Genomic DNA, 20,727 nt, shown 5'->3' on the forward strand with positions numbered 1-20,727 from the left:
GCTTAATTTTGAAAGATAAAATCTGCAGCTAGCTTTGCATGTAATTGGGTGGTGGCTATTAAGGGGAATTTCACATCTTCCTGGTCAAGGAGCATAGGAAGTTCTGTACAACCTAGGATCACTCCTTCAGCTCCCTGTTCCTGGAATAGATCTATTCGTTCCAGGTAGAAACTTCTTGCTTCATCGGTAAACTTGCCCTGTGTTAGTTCATTAGACACGTAATGATGTGATTTTAGAATAACGTTTTCAGAAGGAAGTAGAACTTCAATTCCAAAATTTTCTTTCAGATAATCGGGTATAAAATTTCCGGTTATTGTAGGTTTATTGCCCAATAAACCCAGTTTTTTTAATCCTTGTCTTTTTGCTTCCTTTCCTATGGCTTCACCTATGTGAAGTACCGGAATATCAAGTTTGGGCTGTATATGTGTATAGGTCATATGAGGAGTATTGGCACATATTATTATAGCTTCAGCTCCGGCCTGTTCCAGCTTTTTAGATACTTCCAGGTATTTGGCATTTATCTTATCACAATCCTGTTCTCTCATTAATTCAATGTTAATACTATAAATGATCAGTTCAGGATTGCCCTGAGTACCAATTTTTTCACTTACCAAATCATTGATTAATCTGTAATATACTATAGTGGAGTGCCAGGATGTTCCACCTATCATACCTAGAGTTTTCATAACTAAGGATTTAAGTTTTATTCAATGAAATTACGCTGTAATATTAGCTTTAACAGTAACTATTGTTACTCTAAAAGAAAATATGATAGCTGAAAACCATCATCCTTTCAAATCTAAATCAACTAATTATCAGGCTTTTCCTGAATGCTACAACTACCATTAGCGCAGTTACCACCAGCACATCCAAACCCGAACATTCCCATGGCCGTCATGTATATTCCAAGGATAACTCCTATCCATTGATCATAACTGGCGGCCTGGATTATCATAACCACTCCAATAACCAGATAAATTATTCGCCATATATTCCAACCTGTAAGAAGTCTTTCTTTCATGACTATAATTTATTATGAAGTTTTCTCCATCCACCGCCATTATGAACATTCGTGTAGCCAAGATTCTTTAAAATTCTTTTTGCATTTGCACTTCTCATACCAGATGCGCAGCATGTAATAATGGGCTGATCTTTCTTCGTGAGTTTGGAATGATGGGTAGTAAGACTATTTAAAGGAATATTTTTAGAACCTTTAATATGTCCTATCGCATATTCATTTTTGGTACGAACATCCAGAATAATTCCATTGTTCTTTAGTAACTCTGAATAATCGGGTTCCGGATTAGAGTTAAAGAGTTTCTTTAATATCTTAAGCATATTTTAATTGAATTTTAAATAATTTAATTCTAACCAGGATCCTCCATTTATACATTCTATACCCTGTTCTTGAAGGTACGTTTCTGCCTGATGACTCCTCATGCCAGAGGCACAACAGAGAATTAGAGGTGCTGTTAATTGCTTCAGTTCGTCCAGGCTATTTGGGATCTCAGTGAGAGGAATGTTCCTGGAGCCATTTACATGGCCTGAACTATACTCATTCCTACTTCTAACATCTATGATTGTACCTTTGTTCTCTTTTATCAATTTTTCAATACTCATAATTTCAGTTTTAATAATAGACCAAAAATAGTTCGTAAGGACTTACTTTACAGTGACTTCTGTTACAAAGCCTGATAGAACTATTGATGGAGAATATTAAACACCATCCCGTACTGAAAGTCCTATCCTGGGTAAGTTATTTTTAATTGGTGATTCCGAACTTCTTTAAAATATCTTCCATCAAACACCATCTTGTTATGGAAGACTGGAGCAAATTAGCTCCTACGAATGCGGTAAACCATAACCAGTTAATGTTTACATAAAGGGCAAGCATCAGGCTTATCAAAATAAATGTTCCTGCTACGCCTCGTACTATTCTATTTCTCATTTTTTATCGATTTTAATTAAATATGTCTTTCAATGGGTAATACTATGGCTCTAACCGGGTTATTGGTTTCGAGCTGTTGGTTATATTCCTTTACAAGCTTAAAGAAGCTGTCTATTTTCTCGTTTTCGGTAAAGCTGAAAAGCATTACCGATTCGTTGCCTGACTTTTCGCCGGGAAACCAGCTTTGAGTGGCGACAAGAGAATTCTTATAGCCGTCTATTTCCGAAGTACTAAAGGCATCTATATGTGATTCCCTGAAAAGTTTCAGAATATCCTTCTGAAATTCGGAAAGCGAAGTAACAATTAATAATTTCATCATTTTAATGGTTTTAAGCTACCGGATCCCTGAAACAGAGACCCGGCAGATTTGGTTTTATGTATGATTTTTCTTTTCGATCATATAGTAGACCAATGGCACTACCAGTAGTGTAAGCACTGTAGAAGCTATGGTTCCTCCCATTAGCGAGATTGCTAATCCCTGGAAAATAGGGTCAAATAAGATCACAAAGGCCCCGATCACCACCGTACCCGCGGTAAGTAGAATAGGAGTGGTCCTTACCGCTCCGGCTTCTATCACGGCCTGTTTTAGCGGAATTCCTTCTTCCAGTCTCAGGTTTACGAAGTCGATTAACAGCACCGAGTTCCGGACCATAATTCCCGCCAGGGCAATCATCCCGATAAAGGAAGTGGCAGTAAAAAATGCACCTAAAATCCAGTGACCTAATACGATTCCTACCAGTGAAAGTGGAATAGCTACCATCATAACTATAGGCGCTTTAAAGTTCTGGAACCAGCCAACAATGAGGATGTAGATTATTATGATTACCCCAAGGAAAGCGATTCCCAGGTCCCTGAAGACTTCCAGAGTGATCTGCCATTCTCCATCCCATTTGACGGTATAGTCGTCCTCATACTGGGGTTGATCCATATACAGTTCATTCATTGTATAACCTTCAGGAAGTTCTATGTCCTTCAGTTTCTCTTCCATTCCCAGGATGGCATACACGGGACTTTCAAGTTCTCCGGCCATATCAGCCAGAACATACACCACACGTTTCTGATTCTTGCGGTAAATGTTCTTTTCCCTTACATCATTTTGCACTTTAACCAGGTCACCTACAGAAACCATTTGTCCGTTCTGTGACTTGATCTGGATCTGAGATATATCACTAACAGTAGACTTTTCATTTTCGTCTATGGCCAGAACAATTCCCACTGGTTCAGCAGCATCCTCATCATAAAGCCGGGTTACGGCATTTTCTCCAAGAGCGGTATTAAGAGTATAGACTATTTGCTTTGGAGCAATTCCATAGAGCATTGCCTTTTCCTTATCGATCTCAAATTCATATTCAGGCTGATCGGCTTCCACCATCCAATCTACATCTACAACATCTTCTGTATTGTTAAGGATATTCTGAACTTCATCAGCTACTTCTATTTGCTTCTCGTAATCTGGTCCGTATACTTCGGCAACTATAGTAGACAGAACAGGAGGCCCTGGCGGAACTTCCACCAGCTTTACATTTGCATTATATTTAGCTGCTATTTTCTGTACATCTGGCCTCAATAACTTTACGATATCGTGACTCTGGGCGCTTCTGTCACCTTTATCGGTCAGGTTCACCTGGATATCGGCTGTATTGCTGGATCCTCGCAGATCGTAATGCCTTACAAGTCCGTTAAAGGTGATTGGCGCTGAAGCTCCCACATAGGTCTGATAATTCACAACTTCGGGTCTTTGAGACAGGTATTGTCCAATCTCCCTGGTTACCACAGCCGTCCGTTCAAGAGTGGTTCCTTCAGGCATATCTATAATTACCTGGAATTCGTTCTTATTATCGAAAGGCAACATTTTTACTGCAACGGTGTTTGTAAAGAACATTGCAACGGAAGCCAGAAGCAATATGATAGTTGTCCCCAGGAATATCCATCTTTTCTTTGGACTTTCTATCAGCGGCTTTTCAAATCTTGAGTATATCCTGTAAATAAGGGTATTGTCTATGCTATTGTCGTTTTCCTTTAATTCAGAATCAGGTTCCTTTTCGCCTTTTTTACTCTTTTCTCGTAGGAAAAGATATCCCAGGTAAGGAGTAATGGTTAAGGCCACAAATAAAGACAGGATCATCGCAATGGAAGCTCCAATTGGCATTGGGCTCATATATGGCCCCATTAATCCGCTTACAAATGCCATTGGCAATACCGATGCGATAACCGTAAAGGTTGCAAGTATAGTTGGATTTCCAACTTCATTTATCGCATATAAGGCAGCCTGTTTAAAGGGCAAACGCCTCAACTTGAAATGCCGGTGCATATTCTCGGCAATAATAATCGAGTCATCTACCACGATCCCTGTTACGAATACAAGAGCGAACAAAGTGATCCTGTTCAGGGTGTAATCGAGCATATAGTAGCTCAACAAGGTCAGGGCAAAGGTGATAGGTACAGACAGGAAGACTACAAGTCCGCCACGCCAGCCCATTGCAAGCATTACCACAATGGTTACCGCGATGATAGCTCCTATAAGGTGCATCAGTAATTCTGAAACCTTGTGTGAAGCCGTTTCCCCGTAATTCCTGGTCACTTCTACTTGTACATCATCAGGGATCAGATTTTGTTTTAAGTGATCTATTTTTTCGATGATAACATCGGCGACTTTCATCGCATCGGCTCCTTTTCTTTTGGCAACCGAAATGGTAACTGCCGGATAATTGGAAACGTATTCACCTGATTTTTCAGTAGCCTGGCCGTAACCAAAGCTTACATATTCCTTTGGTACTTCAGGTCCGTCAATAATACTGGCAACCTGTTTAAGATATACCGGTTGGTTGTCCTGAACCCCAACGATCAAATTATTTACATCTTCTTTTGTTTTAAGGAAACTGCCTGTGGTTACTAGAAATTCAGTGTCGTTTTTGTCGAATGTACCCGAAGACATTTGCTGATTATTAGCCTTGATCTTTTCGGCAATTCCCAGAAAGTCAACTCCACTGGAAGCCATTTTAGCCTTATCCAGCACTACTCGTAATTCACGGCTTCTTCCACCTATAGTTTTTGTAACTGAAACATCTTCGACTTTTTCGATCTCACTATTGAGTTCTTCAGCCATTTGCTTCAGTTCAAAATCGTCATAATTTTCACTCCATAAAGTGAGCCCGAGAACGGGAACATCGTCTATAGCACGGGTCTTGACCATGGGCTGCGTCACATTAGGGGGCAGTTGGTCCATACTCTTCATCAGTTCGTTGTATAGCTTTACATAGGATCGCTCAATGTCTTCTCCCACATAGAACTGAACGATGATCATTCCCTGTTCCTTCATGGAAGTGGAATACACATATTCCACTCCTTTTACGTTAGATATTATCTTTTCCAATGGCTTGACCACCCGTGATTCGACCTCGGTAGGAGAGGCGCCGGGATATCCTACAAAGATATCTGCCATAGGCACATCTATCTGAGGTTCCTCTTCCCTTGGAATAAGAAAAGAACTGTAAACCCCAACCACCATAAAGACGATCATCAGCAAAACAGTAAGTTTCGAGTTGATAAAGCCTTTGGCTATTTTGCCTGCTAATCCTTCTTTCATTGTATAGCTTTTAAATTCTTATAGTTTTTTGTGTCGGCTTATTTTATATTTACCGGAGCACCGTTGTAAAGTTTTCCTTCAGCATCTATTATGTATTTCTCATCTGCCTTGAGTCCGGAAAGCACCTCTACCTGGTCTCCGTAGGATTTCCCTAATCTTAACCATCTTAAGAGGGCAGTGTTCTGGGAGCTTACAGTATAGATTCCTGTTAGTGCTCCACGGTGTACCACAGCTGCTGAAGGAATAAGTACTCTTTCACTGGCTGTTTCCTGTTTCACCGGGACCTCCACACTCACATACATTCCAGATCTAATCTCATCACCTGTATCTTCAAGACTGATCTTTACAGGATACTGGCTTCCGGTATTCTTAGCTGAAGCACTCACTTCTGAAATAACTCCTTTAATGGTTTTGTCAAGTGTCTTTACATTTACATTGACTTCAGTTCCCTCTTTTATTGAAGACACTTCAGACTCCGGAACTGTTGCTCTTACTTCAAAAGCACCCGGAGCTTCCATTGCCACCAATGGCATTCCCGGGTTGGCCATATCGCCTTCTTCCGCAAATTTGTTGGTGATTACTCCGCTAAAAGGAGCTCTTATATTCACATAGGTAAACTGAGCCTGTACCTCATTCTTCATCTGGCGAGCCGCTTCAAGCCTGGCTTTAGCCATTTCATAGTTTGCGGTTACATCGTCCAGTTCCTTTTGAGAAGCACTGTTCTCCTCAAACAGGTTCTTAAACCTGTTATAGTCCTTTTCAGCATTGTTGTAGGCTGCCTGTGCTTCGGTGATTTTTGCGTTTACCTGGGCCAATTTTGCCTGAAGATCAGAGTTGTTGATAGAGACCAGTAACTGGCCTTTTCTCACTTTATCTCCAATTTCAACATTTATTTTATCCACATAGCCCATCATTCGGGTACTCAGTTTCGCATTGTTCACTGCCTCAATTTTTCCGTTAAGACCTAGAGTAGATCCTTTTTCTGAGGCAGGCGAGTTCATGCTTACTGCAATTGAAGCCTGCTTCTCCTGTGTGGTTTTTTTATCGGCATCACAGCTGATAAATAGACTTGCCATTCCGGCAATTAAAAGGGTATATAGTTTTAATTTCATCGCTTATTTTTTGGTTAAAAATTCTAAATATGCCTTAGCATAGTTGTATTCATAAATGGTTTGATAGTATTCGAGTTCTTTTTCAAGGTATTTTGCTTCTGCCGAAAGCAGATCGGAAGTTATTTCCAGTCCTTCCTCAAAACGGTTGGTCCTGATCCTTAGAGATTCTTCCGACTGTTCCATGGCAAGTTTGTTGAGATTCAATTTGTTCTCGGCATCCTTCAGTGCTCTTCGTGCCCTGTTCAGTTCCATCGTACTTTTTGAGAAATATTCTTCATATTCCAGCTTAGCCTGTTCATATTCGGCTTTGCTTTTCTGCATTTTCCCTATACGTTTTGAACCCTGGAAAACATCCCAGCTTAATGATATTCCAGCGATATATCCGCTGGCATCTCCCTGGAATATATCTTCATCGTAAAGCTCGTAGCTCCCAAAGGCATTTAACCTTGGCAAAAAATTCATCTTATCGGCCGTGTACATCTCCTGTCTGGCCTCTGTGGCCAGTTCCATTGCTTTGATATCGGAACGCTCTTCTGAAATTCCTGTGTTTTCAGGATCAATAAGTGAGTTTATTTGAAGTGAATCTGTTGGCTTCAGGATTCCTTCCTGGGATTTTCCCATTAAGAACTCCAGGTAATCCGAAGAGTTTTCAAGGTTACTTTTTGCGTAGTGTAAACGATTATTGATCTCAGAAACCCTTACTTCTACAGATAGTATATCGGCCTTTTGCAGATAACCCTGTTTATACCTGTCACTGGCCATTTTCTGATTGGAAATCGCTGCCTCAAGGGCCTTTTCCAAAACATTCACCGCTTTATAGGCCAGCTGAAGCTCCATATAGGCCTTTTCAACTTCCAGCGTCATATAATCCCCAGTGCGTTCGCTTTTTAGACGGGTAGCCTTCATTTTGGATTTGGCGGCCTTTCGATGGTATATACCATCAATATTCACTAAAGGTTGCTCCACCTCAATTTTTGTAGCAAAATTGTTTATACGGTCCGGATCGTTAAGAAGTGCAGGGTCAAAATCACTTTGAGTAATCCTTTCCTGATTTAGTTTGGAACCGAAGGCCATAAGCGGATTATTAGTAGTCATTCCCGTATGGGAGACACTTATATTTGGAAGAAAGACCGCGTTGGTCTGCCTGTAATCTGCCCTGGCCTGCAGGAATTCCTGCTCCGAGATTTTTAATGTTCTGTTATTTTCCATTACCCTTTCAAGCACCGAGTCCTTACTTATCGGATGCACTTGCTGGGCACTTATTTTAAGCCCTGCAACAAAGAGGAATAGAATTAAAAAGAGTCTTATTTTCTTCATGTCTGTTAATTTTCTGGGACAAAAGTATATTGAGGGTACAGGCAGTTCAGCAACTTTTGTTACTCATGCTTTTTTGAAAATTACTTTTGGGCCAGTGGATTTGAAGAATATTCCGATTTTTGGTAGAGGTTGAAAAGAGCCAACTTAATCTTAAGGTTGGGTAAAGACAGGAAATTATTTGTTTTTAGATTTGAAACGTAACACAAGTTACATTAAGACCATATCTAAAATATTAGATTTGCAAACGTGAGTACAAAAAACCTCATATCCTTGCTGTTAATTCCCTTGTTTCTGGGGAAGTTATTTATTGTAGATACCGGTCTGGTAAAAATTATATCTCAGGGAAGCGTATCATTTGTTAAACCTTATTGCAAGAAGAAACAATCCACCTGGGATTCTAAAAAAACTTACGATTTTAACCAGAGTGCAGATGAGGGGAGGAGTGTTATTGAAATTAGCAGTTTCTGTACTCCCCAGTTCAGCTTCAATGTCTTCTCCTGGGATTTAAATATTTCAGAAGACATCAGTATAGAAAATATAATATTCACTTCAAGATTAAGCTATCTCTATCTGGATAGCCATTCTCCTCCTCCCAGATTGGTATAATTGAGATTTTAGCATTTTCTGGATTGATGTTTTTGCATCGAATCAGGTCAGATTATAAATCATAATAATATCAATAATGACGAACAAAATTCATATTAGTCGTCGTTCCATACAGTTATTGCGAATTTTGGTAAGTGGAATTTTCCTGGTGGCAGGAAGCAATCATTTGCTGAACACCGCGAAAACAGTTCAACGACTGGAACAAGCCAGTTTTAAAGGTATTGCCTATTTTTTTGGTGACCCGGAATGGCTGGTGATACTCTCCGGAATTGTTATGCTGGGAGCGGGTTTTCTATTTCTTATTGGATATAAAACCAGATGGGCGGCAATCATATTATTACTTGTACTAATACCTATAACCCTATCGGTCCAGGTAGGACAGATAAACACACTTGGTCCACTCTTTAAAAATATCGCAATACTGGGTGGACTATTGTTTTTCATAATAAACGTCACAGATAAACTTTTTAAACTTAAATAAAATGAAAACAATTCTTTATAGCAGTATTTTACTGATACTAACATTTTTTACAGGAACCCATGCACAGGCACAACATCACACGAAACATAACTACGTGGTGCTCACCAAAAAGGTACCACAGTTACAACCAATATTAATAACGGCTGAAAAACTAAAAGAAGAGGATGGTGCCAATTTTGGTAACTTTGAAGTGATCATCTGTGGCAAAGAAATAGGAGACGTTACAGATCCTTCCAAAATAAGGGAGTTCATCTCCAAAGCTGAAAAGTTAGGAGTTCAACTCGTAGCCTGTGGATTCTCCCTGAATAAATTTAAGGTAGACAAGAAAGCTGTTCCAAAGAAAATGAAAGTTGTTGAAAATGGTATTCTCTACAATTTTCAGCTTCAGAAAAAGGGATATAAAAGTCTGAGTCTTTAAAAGCTCATTAGAAGAAATCATTAAGATAAGTAATGAGAAAAAAGAAGAAGAGCACTAAGAAAGCATGGGTGGAGTATTCCATTTATGCCTTTATAGCAATAGTGTTATATGGCACGGGCCTGCATACCGAAGTGATAGGCTTTGTGCATAGAGGACTCCTTGAAACAGGTTTATTAAATCCCAAAGTAGAGGAAAGAAAAGAACCAATGGGGACAGAGACCTTGGCAAATTCAGGAGACGTAAAGAAATATCCTGTAGCAGATTTAAATTTGAAGCTTAAGGATATCAATGGAGATTCTGTTTCCTTAAGTGACCTTAAAGGCAAAGTGATTTTTATGAACTTCTGGGCGACCTGGTGCCCTCCCTGTGTGGCCGAAATGCCCGGCATTAATAAACTACACAATGCTCTGGGAGACGAAGTGGCCTTCGTTATGCTATCAATGGATCAGGAGTTTGAAAAAGCCATTGACTATAAGGAAAGAAAGGAATTTGGCCTGCCTATCTACGAACCCGTAAGCCAGATACCCTCTATGTATGGTTCTTCACAGCTTCCCACTACTTATGTAATAGATGCGGAAGGCTATCTTGTATTGACACATATGGGAATGGCTGATTATAATACCGAAGAATTTAAAACTTTTCTGAAAAGTTTAAAATAAGCCAAAACCTGAAATAAAAAAGCCTGTTGAAACTTCAACAGGCTTTATATCTTTTTTGGACAGGATTGGGGAAATATCCTGTATTAGATCTTTTTCGGTTCTAATGAAGCTTCAATGCTCTTCAAGAAGCTGTCAACTTCAAAGGGTTTAGCGATAAAATTATTTGCTCCGGCGGCAACGCAGGCTCCCTGTGCATCATCCATTCCAGACATCATAAGGATAGGGATTTCTGAAATACTATCTGTATTCCTGATTTCTTTACAGATCTGCGTTCCATCTACTCCTTTCAATAACTTGTCTAATATTACCAGATCAAATTCATCTTCAAGAAGGTTTTCTATAGTTTCTTTTGGAAACCTTAAATGGCTTACTTTATAGCCATTCATTTCAAGTTGGTCCTTTAGTATAGAGCCCAGTGTATAATCATCTTCAACTAGTAATATTTTATTCATTTTAAAATTTTTTATTGAATTAGATAATGTTTGTTTGGATTTACCAGTTTTATAGAAAATCTTCTGTTTTTCTTTTTTTAACCTATATTTCTGGATGGTCATTCCATCGAAAAATCCCTCAAAAATAAGAATAAATATATGATCACTAGAGATACAGTTTCCTGTCATCAGACTTTTACTTCTTTCTTTTAAGAAATAATTCTCATCTGAAGTTTATTAAATAATTGATGTATAAGCTCATTTCTGTTTAAACATCAGCCTTATAGCTTGCTCCATTTTTTTCTTGAGAGTTTTATTAGGACTTCCCTCAATTCAACATTTCATAAAAATTTCACATAGTTTTCACAAAAAATTCACATAATCACTTGGTAGAAAGTACGTTTTTTACAATCTGATAATCTATTTAGGGTATTCTTAACTAAAGAATACAGAATTGAAATTCCCGAATCTAATGGCAAAAAAGACCACAACCTCTAAATCCAGTAGTAATTCATCTACCCGAAAAATCAGGAAAGCCAAAGGCCCCGTAGTAAAAAAATCTAAAAGAGTACCTCATGAGGAGATGTTCAAAGACAGTGATTATGTTCATGAACAATTAGATCGACTCATCTTCGCCCTGGAGGCGTTTAGGGAAGGAGATATTTCCGTTCGGCTCTCAAAGGAACGGAACGATAAATTCGCCGATCTGGCTGAGGCATATAATACCATGGTTGAAATGATTGGAGGGGTTAGTACCGAGGTATCGCGTATCTCCCGTGTAGGTGGTATTGAAGGAAACCTGGATGCGCGTGCAGAATTTAAGGCTTCCAGTGGGGTATGGAAGGATATGATCGACAACATTAACATCCTCATTGAGGCGATCGCAAAACCGGTACTTGAGGTAAGTAGAATTCTTAACAGTATTGCGGCCGGAAAACTTGAAGATAAATTTAGCCTTACGGTAACCGGTGACTTCCGGGCCATGGCCGATGTAATAAACCGTACTCTGGGAAGTTTGAATATTTTTGCTGAACAGGTAACACAGGTGGCCCGTGAGGTGGGTGTAGAAGGAAAGTTAGGAGGTCAGGCAAGTGTGCCTAACGTTTCAGGTACCTGGAAAGATCTTACCGACAATGTAAACCAAATGGCGAGTAATCTTACCGAACAGGTAAGGGAAATTGCCAGGGTGACCACTGCGGTTGCCGATGGTGACCTATCCAGAAAAATTACGGAAGAAGGAAAAGGAGGGGAAGTACTTGGTCTATCAACCACCATTAACCGAATGGTGGATTCGCTGAACATCTTTGCGGCCGAGGTGACCAACGTGGCACGTGAAGTGGGTGTTGAAGGAAAACTGGGAGGCCAGGCCGATGTGCCTGATGTTGCCGGAACCTGGAAAGATCTTACCGTTAACGTAAATACTATGGCGTCAAATCTTACCGCTCAGGTAAGGGAGATAGCAGGAGTTGCAACTTCGGTTGCGAACGGAGACCTTTCCAAGAAGATTTCCATTAATGTAAAGGGTGAAATTGCCGAACTGAAGGATACTATCAATCAGATGGTGGACTCGCTGAACATTTTCTCTGATGAGGTAACCCGTGTGGCACGTGAGGTAGGTACCGAAGGAAAACTGGGAGGTCAGGCTGAAGTGCCCGATGTAGCAGGAACCTGGAAAGACCTTACCGATAATGTAAACACGATGGCGAGTAACCTTACTAACCAGGTAAGGGAGATTGCCTCTGTAACTACAGCGGTAGCCCAGGGTGATTTAACACAAAAGATTACCGAAGAAGGAAAAGGGGGAGAGGTATTGATCCTTTCAAATACGATAAACAGCATGGTTGACTCCCTAACGCTTTTTGCTGCCGAGGTAACCCGTGTGGCACGTGAGGTAGGTACCGAAGGAAAACTGGGAGGTCAGGCAACTGTGCCTAGTGCTGCCGGAACCTGGAAAGATCTTACCGATAATGTAAATATAATGGCAAGTAACCTTACCACTCAGGTGAGGGAGATTGCAAACGTGGCGACTGCGGTGGCCAATGGAGACCTTTCTCAAAAGATTACTATTGATGTAAAAGGGGAGATCGCAGAACTGAAGGATACCATTAACCAGATGGTGGACTCGCTGAACATTTTCTCTGATGAGGTAACGCGTGTGGCCCGAGAGGTGGGTACCGAAGGTATCCTGGGAGGTCAGGCGAAAGTGCCTGATGTGGCCGGAACCTGGAAAGATCTTACCGACAATGTAAACTACATGGCATCTAATCTTACCACACAGGTAAGGGAGATCGCAAATGTGGCAACGGCTGTTGCAAAAGGTGATCTTGCACAAAAGATTGCCATTGAAGCCAAAGGTGAGATTGCTGAATTAAAGGAAACCATTAATACGATGGTGGACTCGCTGAACATTTTTTCTGATGAGGTAACGCGTGTGGCCCGTGAGGTGGGTACCGAAGGTATCCTGGGTGGTCAGGCAGAAGTGCCAAACGTAGGTGGTGCCTGGCTGGAATTGACCGAGAACGTAAACACGATGGCGAGTAACCTTACTACTCAGGTGAGGGAAATTGCCTCGGTAACCAAAGCGGTAGCGAACGGGGATTTATCCAAGAAAATTTCTGAAGAAGAAAAAGGTGGTGAGGTACTTGAACTTTCAACCATCATTAACACGATGGTGGACTCCCTGAATATACTTTCTAATGAGGTAACGCGTGTGGCCCGTGAGGTGGGAACCGAAGGAATGCTGGGAGGACAGGCCGAGGTGCCAAATGTGGCAGGTGCCTGGCTGGATCTAACCGATAACGTAAACACCATGGCGAGTAACCTTACGAGTCAGGTAAGGGAAATTGCAAACGTGGCAACCGCGGTTGCGAATGGAGACCTTTCACAAAAGATTTCCATTGATGTAAAAGGTGAGATCGCTGAACTGAAGGATACCATTAACCAGATGGTGGACTCGCTGAATATATTTGCTGCCGAGGTAACCCGTGTGGCCCGTGAGGTTGGAACCGAAGGAAAACTGGGCGGTCAGGCAAAAGTGCCGAATGTAGCAGGAACCTGGAAAGGGTTGACCGATAATGTGAATACGATGGCATCGAATCTTACCACACAGGTACGGGAGATTGCCTCGGTAACCACTGCGGTTGCGCATGGTGACCTTTCGCAAAAGATTTCTGAACAGGGTAAAGGTGGAGAGGTATTGGAACTTTCCACTACGATTAACATCATGGTGGATGCCCTGAATATATTTGCTGACGAGGTAACCAACGTGGCGCGTGAGGTGGGGACAGAAGGTATTCTGGGAGGTCAGGCAGAGGTGCCAAACGTTGCAGGTTCGTGGAAAGATCTTACCGATAATGTGAACCAGATGGCGAGTAACCTTACCTCACAGGTACGGGATATCGCAGGAGTATCTACGGCACTTGCACGTGGAGATTTCTCTCGTAAGATTGATGTGGAAGTAAAAGGTGAGGTACAGGAGCTTAAGAACAACATCAACGCGATGGTTGACTCCTTCACCACGATTGTAAAAGCTGCCAACACCATCGCTGAAGGTAACTTCTCGATTGAGATGCCGCTTCGTAGTGAGGCCGACCAGTTAGGTATCGCACTTAACTCTATGACCGAGAATCTTAAAAGAATTTCGGAAGAAAACGAAAATGAAGCCTGGATCAAGACCGGACAGGCTGGGCTTAACGATAGAATGCGTGGAGAGCAGGATATCCTTACACTTTCCAAAAATATTATTTCTTACCTCACAAAATATCTGGATGGGCAGGTTGGAGTGATCTATCTTGCTGAAAAGAACAAGGATAAAAAGCAGTTAAGAATGACCGGCTCTTATGCTTTTACCCGAAGAAAATCACTTAAAACCACCTTTAATTTTGGAGAAGGATTGGTAGGACAGGCGGCCACCGAAAAAGAGGCTATCGTGCTTTCAGGAATTCCGGAAGATTACATAAGTGTTTCATCAGGTTTAGGAAAAACAGACCCAAGGCATATACTTGTTCAGCCGTTTTTAATTGATGGGGAAGTGAAGGGAGTTATTGAAATAGGCTCATTTAAAGCGTTCAATGATAATCAGCTCGAGTTGGTAAGATCGGTTGGAGAAAATATCGCAATTACCACCAACTCTGCCCTGGACAGGGAAAAAATGAAAGATCTTCTTGAAGAATCTCAGAGACAGTCTGAAGAATTGCTTAAGCAACAGGAGAAATTGAAGATTCAGAGTAAGGAGTTGCAAATGGCTAATGAAGATCTTGAATCTAAAACGACAGATCTTGAGATGCAGAAGGAAGACCTGCAGTCAAGTAGGGTTGAGGTTGAGCGCAAGGCAAAAGAACTGGAGCTCGCCAGTAAATACAAATCGGAATTCCTTGCGAACATGTCTCATGAACTGAGAACTCCTTTAAATAGCCTTCTTATCCTGTCAAAAGATCTTAGTGATAACAGGAAAGGGAATTTATATAAGGATCAGCAAAAATCAGCGAGCATTATTTACGAAGGAGGCTTGAACCTTCTGAATCTGATTAATGATATTCTCGATCTTTCTAAAGTGGAGGCAGGAAAGCTTCAGATACATCCGGAAGAAGTTAAAATCTCCAATCTTATAAATAATCTGCGAAATCAGTTTGAACCGGTAGCAAAATCCAAGAAACTGAAGTTTAGCATTCAGTCTAATACAAAGGCCCCGGAAAAGATCATTACCGATGAGCAACGACTGGAGCAGATTATTAAGAATCTTATTTCTAATGCCATTAAATTTACTGAAAAAGGATCGGTAGATGTATCCATCGGCCTGCCTGATGATAAGGTTAAGTTCCGAGATATCACCATTCCAAAATCTGAAGTTCTGGAGGTTTCGGTAAAAGATACTGGAATTGGAATTCCGGAAGCTAAACGAATGATGATCTTTGAGGCATTCCAGCAGGCAGAGGGAGGAACCAGCCGCCAGTATGGAGGGACCGGCCTTGGACTTACAATTTCCAGAGAGCTTTCCAGACTTTTAGGAGGTGAAATTCATATTGAAAGCAAGGAAGGAAAGGGAAGTACATTTAAGATCTATATCCCTATGGACCTAAATAGTGCTCCTATAAAGGAAAAGGATGGTGCTATGTCTTCCTACAGGGAGACCACTCCAGATAAGACAAGAGAACTGTCGGTGCAGCAAACAGGTAAATATAAAGAAGACCATCAGAATGGCCATATTCCAGACGACAGAGAAAACCTTAAAGTTTCTGACTATTCAGTTTTAGTAATTGATGAGGATAAATCTTTTTCTAAATCGGTAAAATCAGTAGTTCAGAAGTTTGGATTTAAAATGCTTTTTGCAAAAAATGGAAAAGAAGGGTTAAAACTGGCTGAACAGTTTCAGCCAAATGGAATTCTAATGAATGAGCAGTTACCTGATATGAAAGGTATCACAGTGCTGGATCATTTAAAATTCAGCTTAAAGACCAGGCATATTCCGGTATTTTACACTTCTGAAGAAGATAGAAGTCGTGAAGCCTTAATGAAGGGAGCAATCGATTTTGGATTGAGGCCTGTTTCTTCTGGAGATATAAGTAAGGCGCTTCAGAAGATAGAAGAATTACACAATTCTCCAGACAGGGAAATTCTGATAGTTGAAGACGACGAAGGCAGCCTTAAGGCGATTAAAAAGATCTTGAAGCATAAAGGAATTAAGATATTCTCAGCAACCAATGGAGAGAAAGCTTTAACCAAGTTGAAATCAAGAAGATTTGACTGTATAATCCTGGACCTGAAGCTTCCTGATATTTCAGGATTTGAGGTGCTCAGGAAAATGAAATCGAACAAGGACGATAATAATACCCCTGTGGTGGTTTACACCGGTAAAGAACTTACTAAAAATGAGCTGGATGAACTACATAAATTTACAGATAGTATCCTGATTAAAGGGGCTTCTTCTCCTGAACATCTGTTGGATGAAGTATCACTTTTTATTCATTGCCATGAAAGTAAATTTTCGCTTCAGCAAAAGAAGATCATGGCAGATCTGCATGATCCAAAACATGGTTTAAAGGATAAGAAAGTTCTACTTACAGATGATGATACCCGTAATTCTTATGCCCTTTCTAAAATTTTACAAGAATCTGGAATGCAGGTTATCATTGCTGAAAACGGAAAAGTAGCCATCGAAAAACTTAAAAAGAATAAGGATATCGATATAGTGCTGATGGATGTGATGATGCCTGTCATGGACGGATATCAGGCCACAACAGAAATCAGGAAAAATTCAGATTACAAAAATTTACCTATAATTTCTCTAACCGCTAAGGCGATGCCTGAAGACAAGGCAAAAAGTCTTGAAGCGGGTGCTAATGATTATTTAACCAAGCCTGTGAATGTAGATAAATTATTGAACCTGATGAGGTTGTGGTTGCTTAAATAGAATCATTAAAAAAGGTTGTCTAAAAATTATTTTCTCTGTCATTTTGCGAGACACGAAGCAATCTTTACATGATTACTCAAAGTACAGATTACTTCACCTTGTTTGTGATCACGCCTGGAATTACTTTTTAGATAGCCTTTTTATTGTAAAAGTATACCTTCAATTATTGGCTAATCAGGTATGATATTAGACAATGAATACTAAATGATCAGAAATAAAAAAACCTCTGCATATACAGAGGTTTCAAGAGTATGGTCGGGGTGGCAGGATTCGAACCTGCGGCCTCCTGCTCCCAAAGCAGGCGCGATAACCGGGCTACGCTACACCCCGAATAGTTAATTATTATTTTTAGTCCTTTCCGTTCCAAATCACTTTAAAAAAGCAGCCGGGAAGCGGAGGAAATTTATCCCGATTTTTCCATTGAAAAAGAGAATAAAAAACCACAGACTAAAAATCTAGCGGAGAGACCGGGATTCGAACCCGGGCATCCAAGAAGGATGACAGCTTAGCAGGCTGCTGCATTACCACTCTGCCACCTCTCCGTTATTTAAGAACTTCGCAACTAATTTTGCGGTTGCAAATGTAACTTTTACTTATAAACCTTCCAAACCTTTTATTTCTTTTTTCGGTTTATTTTTAGATAAAAATAAGGCTTATATAATTAAAATACTTGGCTTCAGTAATCTAAGCCATTATATTTTTTTAAACAGTTTTTTCCGATCGTATCAGTTCATACAAATTACTGACCATTCGTTTATGATTTCGCACAAAAGGATTGTTATTATCCCATACATATCCGGCCAAAACCGCGCAGATCTGCTCTTTTATCTGGGGACTAGGATTAGGATGAAAGAATATCTCCTGAAGTTTACCCGAGTACCATTCTTTTACGTAGGTAGAAAACACATTAACACCTTTGTTGATATAAGCGGAATATTCTTTTTCCCAATCTACTTTCTCCCCATTTAGTTCCCTGTAAGCAAGCTTTGCGGCGAGAAGTCCGGATTCGGTTGCAAAGGCAACTCCTGAAGAAAAAACGGGATCCAGAAATTCAGCCGAATTCCCTGTCAAGGCAAAGCCTTCTCCATGAATATAATTCACATTTCTGGAAATATTCTGAAGTTTAACAGGGTCAAACTGAAAATCATAATTATCAAACCGCCCGTTATAGTAATTGGTTTCCTCTAGCATTTTCCGGAATAGCTCCTCATTTGTTCCTTCAAACCTTTCAAACCATTCATTTGAACCTACAAATCCAAGACTAGAAGTTCCATTGGAAAAAGGAATATACCAGAACCAGGTTTCAGTGTCCAGAACTTCAAAACTTATCTGTTCACCTTCCTTTCCTAAAGGTCTGTTTGTTTCTTCTATATGGGTAAATATGGAAGAGTGGTCATAGATCTTTGGTGGAGCTTCAAGGCCAAACTTCCGGGCCAGAACCCTTCCATTCCCACTGGAATCAATTATAAAGCGTGCAAAAAACTGAGATTCATTTCCCGAACTATCAATGCACCCTATCTCCCATATTCCATTTTTATACTCGAGAGACTTTAGTTCCGTTTCAAATTGTATTTCAACACCTCGCGAAGAGATTTCATCGGCCAGAACTTTATCAAAATCTGCCCTGGAGACTTGCCAGGTCCAGTCCCAGCCTTCTCCGAACTTTTTACTGAAGTCGAATTCTGCTACTTCATTTCCTCGGAGAAAACGAGCTCCAAATTTCTTTTGAAAACCTTCCCTATTTAGTGCTGGTAATAATCCTGCTTCATCAAAATTATCCATACACCTTGGAATAAGGCTTTCTCCAATGCTGAATCGTGGGAATTTCTGCTTTTCTAGAACTAAAAGGGATGCATTCTGTTTTTGCAAATAACCAGCAGCGACCATTCCGGATGGTCCTGCTCCAATGATGATTATATCTTTAATTTCCTTTTTCATAGACAATAAAGAGAGCGATAGACAAACTTAAAGAGAATGTATGAATGATAGGAAAGATTTTTTAGAGAAAAAACTTCATGACGGGGAGTTACTTAAATACACATTTTATAATTAGAAGGAGAGCCTAACTTTTTAATAAAATTCCTTGTGACCTATGTTACCCGGTTTAAATTAGAATTAAAACTTGAAACCCACCTTTTAAACATGGATGTTTTGTATTTATTATGCTACATTTGTTAAAAGCTTTAACAGCTATCCCAAACCTATAACTACTAGCAGAAAAGGTATATGCTGAACTTAGAAAATGCACTGAAACTTAACGACTTTTACAGGGTTTTATTTGATAGTGAGCAAATTGAACTTGACAAGAAAACCTTAGAAAGGCTCGATAAAAGTTTTAATTTCCTAAAAGATTTTTCCGAAAACAAGATTATTTATGGTGTAAACACTGGTTTTGGACCTATGGCTCAGTATAAGATTGAGAATGGAGACAAAATCAAACTTCAGCTCAATTTAATAAGAAGCCATGCGACAGGGGCGGGAGAGGTAATGAAACCACTTTATGTTAAAGCTTTAATGCTTGCTAGGCTGAATACTCTTTGCCTTGGTAAATCGGGTATTCATTCTTCTGTTGCAAGAACTATGATTGATATGATCAATAAGGATGTAACACCCCTTATTTATGAACATGGTGGGGTAGGTGCATCAGGGGACCTTGTACAGCTTGCACATCTTGCATTAGTACTGATAGGTGAGGGAGAGGTGTTTTATAAAGGCAAAAGAAGGCAAACAAAAGAAGTTTTCGATGAACTGGATATCGAACCGGCACAGATCAAAATAAGAGAAGGACTCGCCCTGATGAACGGGACTTCGGCGATGACTGGGATTGGAATCGTGAATGTCATTTATTCACGAAGATTGCTTGGCTGGGCAATTTTCTGCAGTTCGGTGATCAATGAAATAGTACAGGCATATGATGATCATCTTTCGGAGGAATTGAACTCTTCAAAACTTCATCCAGGTCAGCAGCGAATCGCGGAACATATGCGAAGGCATCTGGCTGACTCTAAACTTACTCGTGACCGTAACGAGCATCTTTATACCAGTGGAGCAGATAAGAATACATTTTTTAAGGAAAAGGTTCAGGAATACTATAGTTTAAGGTGTGTCCCACAAATCCTGGGACCGGTATCTGATACGATCGAGAATTCACTTAAAATACTTATTGAAGAAGTGAACTCGGCGAATGATAATCCCATTATTGATGTTGAAACAGAACATGTGTATCATGGAGGAAATTTCCATGGAGACTATGTTTCACTGGAAATGGACAAATTAAGACTGGTGATCACGAAGACTGCCATGCTAGCCGAAAGGCAGTTGAATTACCTTTTAAATTCAAAACTAAACGATATTCTTCCACCTTTTGTAAATCTTGGCAAACTGGGTTTGAATTTCGGAATGCAGGGCGCGCAATTTACAGCGGTTTCAACCACGGCTGAAAATCAGATGTTATCAAATTCAATGTATGTGCATAGTATCCCGAATAATAATGACAATCAGGACATTGTAAGCATGGGTGCGAATTCGGCAAATATGACCAGGAAGGTGATTGAGAATAGTTTTGAAGTACTTTCAACAGAACTGGCCACCATCATTCAGGCCCTTTATTATCTTGATTTTGATGAAAGACTGTCTTCGGCAACCAAATCAAAACTTCAGACCTTGAGAGGCATCATTCCTCCAATTAAAGAAGACAGGCCATTATATGAGGAGATTTCAAAACTGAAGGATCATCTAAGAAATAACGAAGCCTATTAAT

17 protein-coding genes and 2 tRNA genes are annotated in these 20,727 nt (G+C 40.2%); 6 read left to right on the forward strand and 13 right to left on the reverse strand.

Features of this window, described 5'->3' with window-relative positions; translation table 11 throughout:
• Window positions 1–2: 2 nt before the first annotated feature.
• The 9 genes from NE848_RS11575 to NE848_RS11615 all read right to left on the reverse strand — a co-directional run bounded on the left by NE848_RS11575 (window position 3) and on the right by NE848_RS11615 (window position 7,963).
• Window positions 3–686, reverse strand: a complete 684-nt coding sequence (locus tag NE848_RS11575) for an aspartate/glutamate racemase family protein (RefSeq protein WP_252113718.1) — start codon at window positions 684–686, stop codon at window positions 3–5.
• A gap of 122 nt (window positions 687–808) precedes the next feature.
• Window positions 809–1,021, reverse strand: a complete 213-nt coding sequence (locus tag NE848_RS11580) for a hypothetical protein (protein WP_252113720.1) — start codon at window positions 1,019–1,021, stop codon at window positions 809–811.
• A gap of 2 nt (window positions 1,022–1,023) precedes the next feature.
• Window positions 1,024–1,338, reverse strand: a complete 315-nt coding sequence (locus NE848_RS11585; RefSeq protein ID WP_252113722.1) for a rhodanese-like domain-containing protein — start codon at window positions 1,336–1,338, stop codon at window positions 1,024–1,026.
• Between the two features lie 3 nt (window positions 1,339–1,341).
• Window positions 1,342–1,620: a rhodanese-like domain-containing protein gene (locus tag NE848_RS11590; RefSeq protein WP_252113724.1), complete on the reverse strand. Its 279-nt coding sequence runs from the start codon at window positions 1,618–1,620 to the stop codon at window positions 1,342–1,344.
• 142 nt (window positions 1,621–1,762) lie between these two features.
• A complete protein-coding gene (locus NE848_RS11595; RefSeq protein WP_252113726.1) occupies window positions 1,763–1,948 on the reverse strand; it encodes a YgaP family membrane protein in 186 nt (61 codons plus the stop codon).
• Between the two features lie 16 nt (window positions 1,949–1,964).
• Entirely contained in the window at window positions 1,965–2,267 is a 303-nt protein-coding gene (locus tag NE848_RS11600) for a hypothetical protein (RefSeq protein ID WP_341482788.1), read from the reverse strand.
• Between the two features lie 54 nt (window positions 2,268–2,321).
• On the reverse strand, window positions 2,322–5,534 hold the full coding sequence (locus tag NE848_RS11605) for an efflux RND transporter permease subunit (protein ID WP_252113728.1): 3,213 nt from the start codon (window positions 5,532–5,534) through the stop codon (window positions 2,322–2,324).
• Window positions 5,535–5,572: 38 nt separating this feature from the next.
• Complete coding sequence (locus tag NE848_RS11610) at window positions 5,573–6,646, reverse strand: efflux RND transporter periplasmic adaptor subunit (protein ID WP_252113730.1); 1,074 nt, start codon at window positions 6,644–6,646, stop codon at window positions 5,573–5,575.
• 3 nt (window positions 6,647–6,649) lie between these two features.
• Entirely contained in the window at window positions 6,650–7,963 is a 1,314-nt protein-coding gene (locus NE848_RS11615; RefSeq protein WP_252113732.1) for a TolC family protein, read from the reverse strand.
• A 246-nt stretch (window positions 7,964–8,209) separates the two neighbouring features.
• On the opposite strand from NE848_RS11615, the gene NE848_RS11620 reads away from it, so the two are divergent.
• The 4 genes from NE848_RS11620 to NE848_RS11635 all read left to right on the forward strand — a co-directional run bounded on the left by NE848_RS11620 (window position 8,210) and on the right by NE848_RS11635 (window position 10,127).
• Entirely contained in the window at window positions 8,210–8,569 is a 360-nt protein-coding gene (locus NE848_RS11620; protein ID WP_252113733.1) for a hypothetical protein, read from the forward strand.
• A 76-nt stretch (window positions 8,570–8,645) separates the two neighbouring features.
• On the forward strand, window positions 8,646–9,050 hold the full coding sequence (locus tag NE848_RS11625; protein ID WP_252113735.1) for a DoxX family protein: 405 nt from the start codon (window positions 8,646–8,648) through the stop codon (window positions 9,048–9,050).
• 1 nt (window position 9,051) lies between these two features.
• Window positions 9,052–9,468 carry a DsrE family protein gene (locus NE848_RS11630; RefSeq protein WP_252113737.1) on the forward strand — a complete coding sequence of 139 codons (417 nt, stop codon included), beginning with the start codon at window positions 9,052–9,054 and terminating at the stop codon, window positions 9,466–9,468.
• A gap of 32 nt (window positions 9,469–9,500) precedes the next feature.
• A complete protein-coding gene (locus NE848_RS11635) occupies window positions 9,501–10,127 on the forward strand; it encodes a TlpA family protein disulfide reductase (RefSeq protein ID WP_252113739.1) in 627 nt (208 codons plus the stop codon).
• Window positions 10,128–10,210: 83 nt separating this feature from the next.
• Here the strand turns inward: NE848_RS11635 and NE848_RS11640 are convergent, their stop codons facing one another.
• Window positions 10,211–10,579 carry a response regulator transcription factor gene (locus NE848_RS11640; protein ID WP_252113741.1) on the reverse strand — a complete coding sequence of 123 codons (369 nt, stop codon included), beginning with the start codon at window positions 10,577–10,579 and terminating at the stop codon, window positions 10,211–10,213.
• Window positions 10,580–11,030: 451 nt separating this feature from the next.
• On the opposite strand from NE848_RS11640, the gene NE848_RS11645 reads away from it, so the two are divergent.
• Window positions 11,031–16,967 carry a HAMP domain-containing protein gene (locus tag NE848_RS11645; protein WP_252113743.1) on the forward strand — a complete coding sequence of 1,979 codons (5,937 nt, stop codon included), beginning with the start codon at window positions 11,031–11,033 and terminating at the stop codon, window positions 16,965–16,967.
• Between the two features lie 252 nt (window positions 16,968–17,219).
• Here the strand turns inward: NE848_RS11645 and NE848_RS11650 are convergent.
• From NE848_RS11650 to NE848_RS11660, 3 genes are all read right to left on the reverse strand, one after another.
• A tRNA-Pro gene (locus tag NE848_RS11650) sits at window positions 17,220–17,297 on the reverse strand.
• A 129-nt stretch (window positions 17,298–17,426) separates the two neighbouring features.
• A tRNA-Ser gene (locus tag NE848_RS11655) sits at window positions 17,427–17,509 on the reverse strand.
• A gap of 160 nt (window positions 17,510–17,669) precedes the next feature.
• Window positions 17,670–18,905, reverse strand: a complete 1,236-nt coding sequence (locus NE848_RS11660) for an NAD(P)/FAD-dependent oxidoreductase (protein ID WP_252113745.1) — start codon at window positions 18,903–18,905, stop codon at window positions 17,670–17,672.
• A 288-nt stretch (window positions 18,906–19,193) separates the two neighbouring features.
• Here NE848_RS11660 and flxA point away from each other — a divergent pair, with 288 nt between their 5' ends.
• Window positions 19,194–20,726: a flexirubin biosynthesis tyrosine ammonia-lyase FlxA gene (flxA, locus tag NE848_RS11665; RefSeq protein ID WP_252113746.1), complete on the forward strand. Its 1,533-nt coding sequence runs from the start codon at window positions 19,194–19,196 to the stop codon at window positions 20,724–20,726.
• The last annotated feature ends 1 nt before the right edge of the window (window position 20,727 follow it).

Origin of the sequence: Gramella jeungdoensis, assembly GCF_023805255.1 — a bacterium.
Classification (GTDB): Bacteria; Bacteroidota; Bacteroidia; order Flavobacteriales; family Flavobacteriaceae; genus Christiangramia; species Christiangramia jeungdoensis.

Coding starts and splice junctions, on each gene's coding strand:
- NE848_RS11575 (WP_252113718.1), bottom strand. CDS start 686: ATGAAAACTCTAGGTATGATAGGTGGAACATCCTGGCACTCCACTATA.
- NE848_RS11580 (WP_252113720.1), bottom strand. CDS start 1,021: ATGAAAGAAAGACTTCTTACAGGTTGGAATATATGGCGAATAATTTAT.
- NE848_RS11585 (WP_252113722.1), bottom strand. CDS start 1,338: ATGCTTAAGATATTAAAGAAACTCTTTAACTCTAATCCGGAACCCGAT.
- NE848_RS11590 (WP_252113724.1), bottom strand. CDS start 1,620: ATGAGTATTGAAAAATTGATAAAAGAGAACAAAGGTACAATCATAGAT.
- NE848_RS11595 (WP_252113726.1), bottom strand. CDS start 1,948: ATGAGAAATAGAATAGTACGAGGCGTAGCAGGAACATTTATTTTGATA.
- NE848_RS11600 (WP_341482788.1), bottom strand. CDS start 2,267: ATGATGAAATTATTAATTGTTACTTCGCTTTCCGAATTTCAGAAGGAT.
- NE848_RS11605 (WP_252113728.1), bottom strand. CDS start 5,534: ATGAAAGAAGGATTAGCAGGCAAAATAGCCAAAGGCTTTATCAACTCG.
- NE848_RS11610 (WP_252113730.1), bottom strand. CDS start 6,646: ATGAAATTAAAACTATATACCCTTTTAATTGCCGGAATGGCAAGTCTA.
- NE848_RS11615 (WP_252113732.1), bottom strand. CDS start 7,963: ATGAAGAAAATAAGACTCTTTTTAATTCTATTCCTCTTTGTTGCAGGG.
- NE848_RS11625 (WP_252113735.1), top strand. CDS start 8,646: ATGACGAACAAAATTCATATTAGTCGTCGTTCCATACAGTTATTGCGA.
- NE848_RS11630 (WP_252113737.1), top strand. CDS start 9,052: ATGAAAACAATTCTTTATAGCAGTATTTTACTGATACTAACATTTTTT.
- NE848_RS11635 (WP_252113739.1), top strand. CDS start 9,501: ATGAGAAAAAAGAAGAAGAGCACTAAGAAAGCATGGGTGGAGTATTCC.
- NE848_RS11640 (WP_252113741.1), bottom strand. CDS start 10,579: ATGAATAAAATATTACTAGTTGAAGATGATTATACACTGGGCTCTATA.
- NE848_RS11645 (WP_252113743.1), top strand. CDS start 11,031: ATGGCAAAAAAGACCACAACCTCTAAATCCAGTAGTAATTCATCTACC.
- NE848_RS11660 (WP_252113745.1), bottom strand. CDS start 18,905: ATGAAAAAGGAAATTAAAGATATAATCATCATTGGAGCAGGACCATCC.
- flxA (WP_252113746.1), top strand. CDS start 19,194: ATGCTGAACTTAGAAAATGCACTGAAACTTAACGACTTTTACAGGGTT.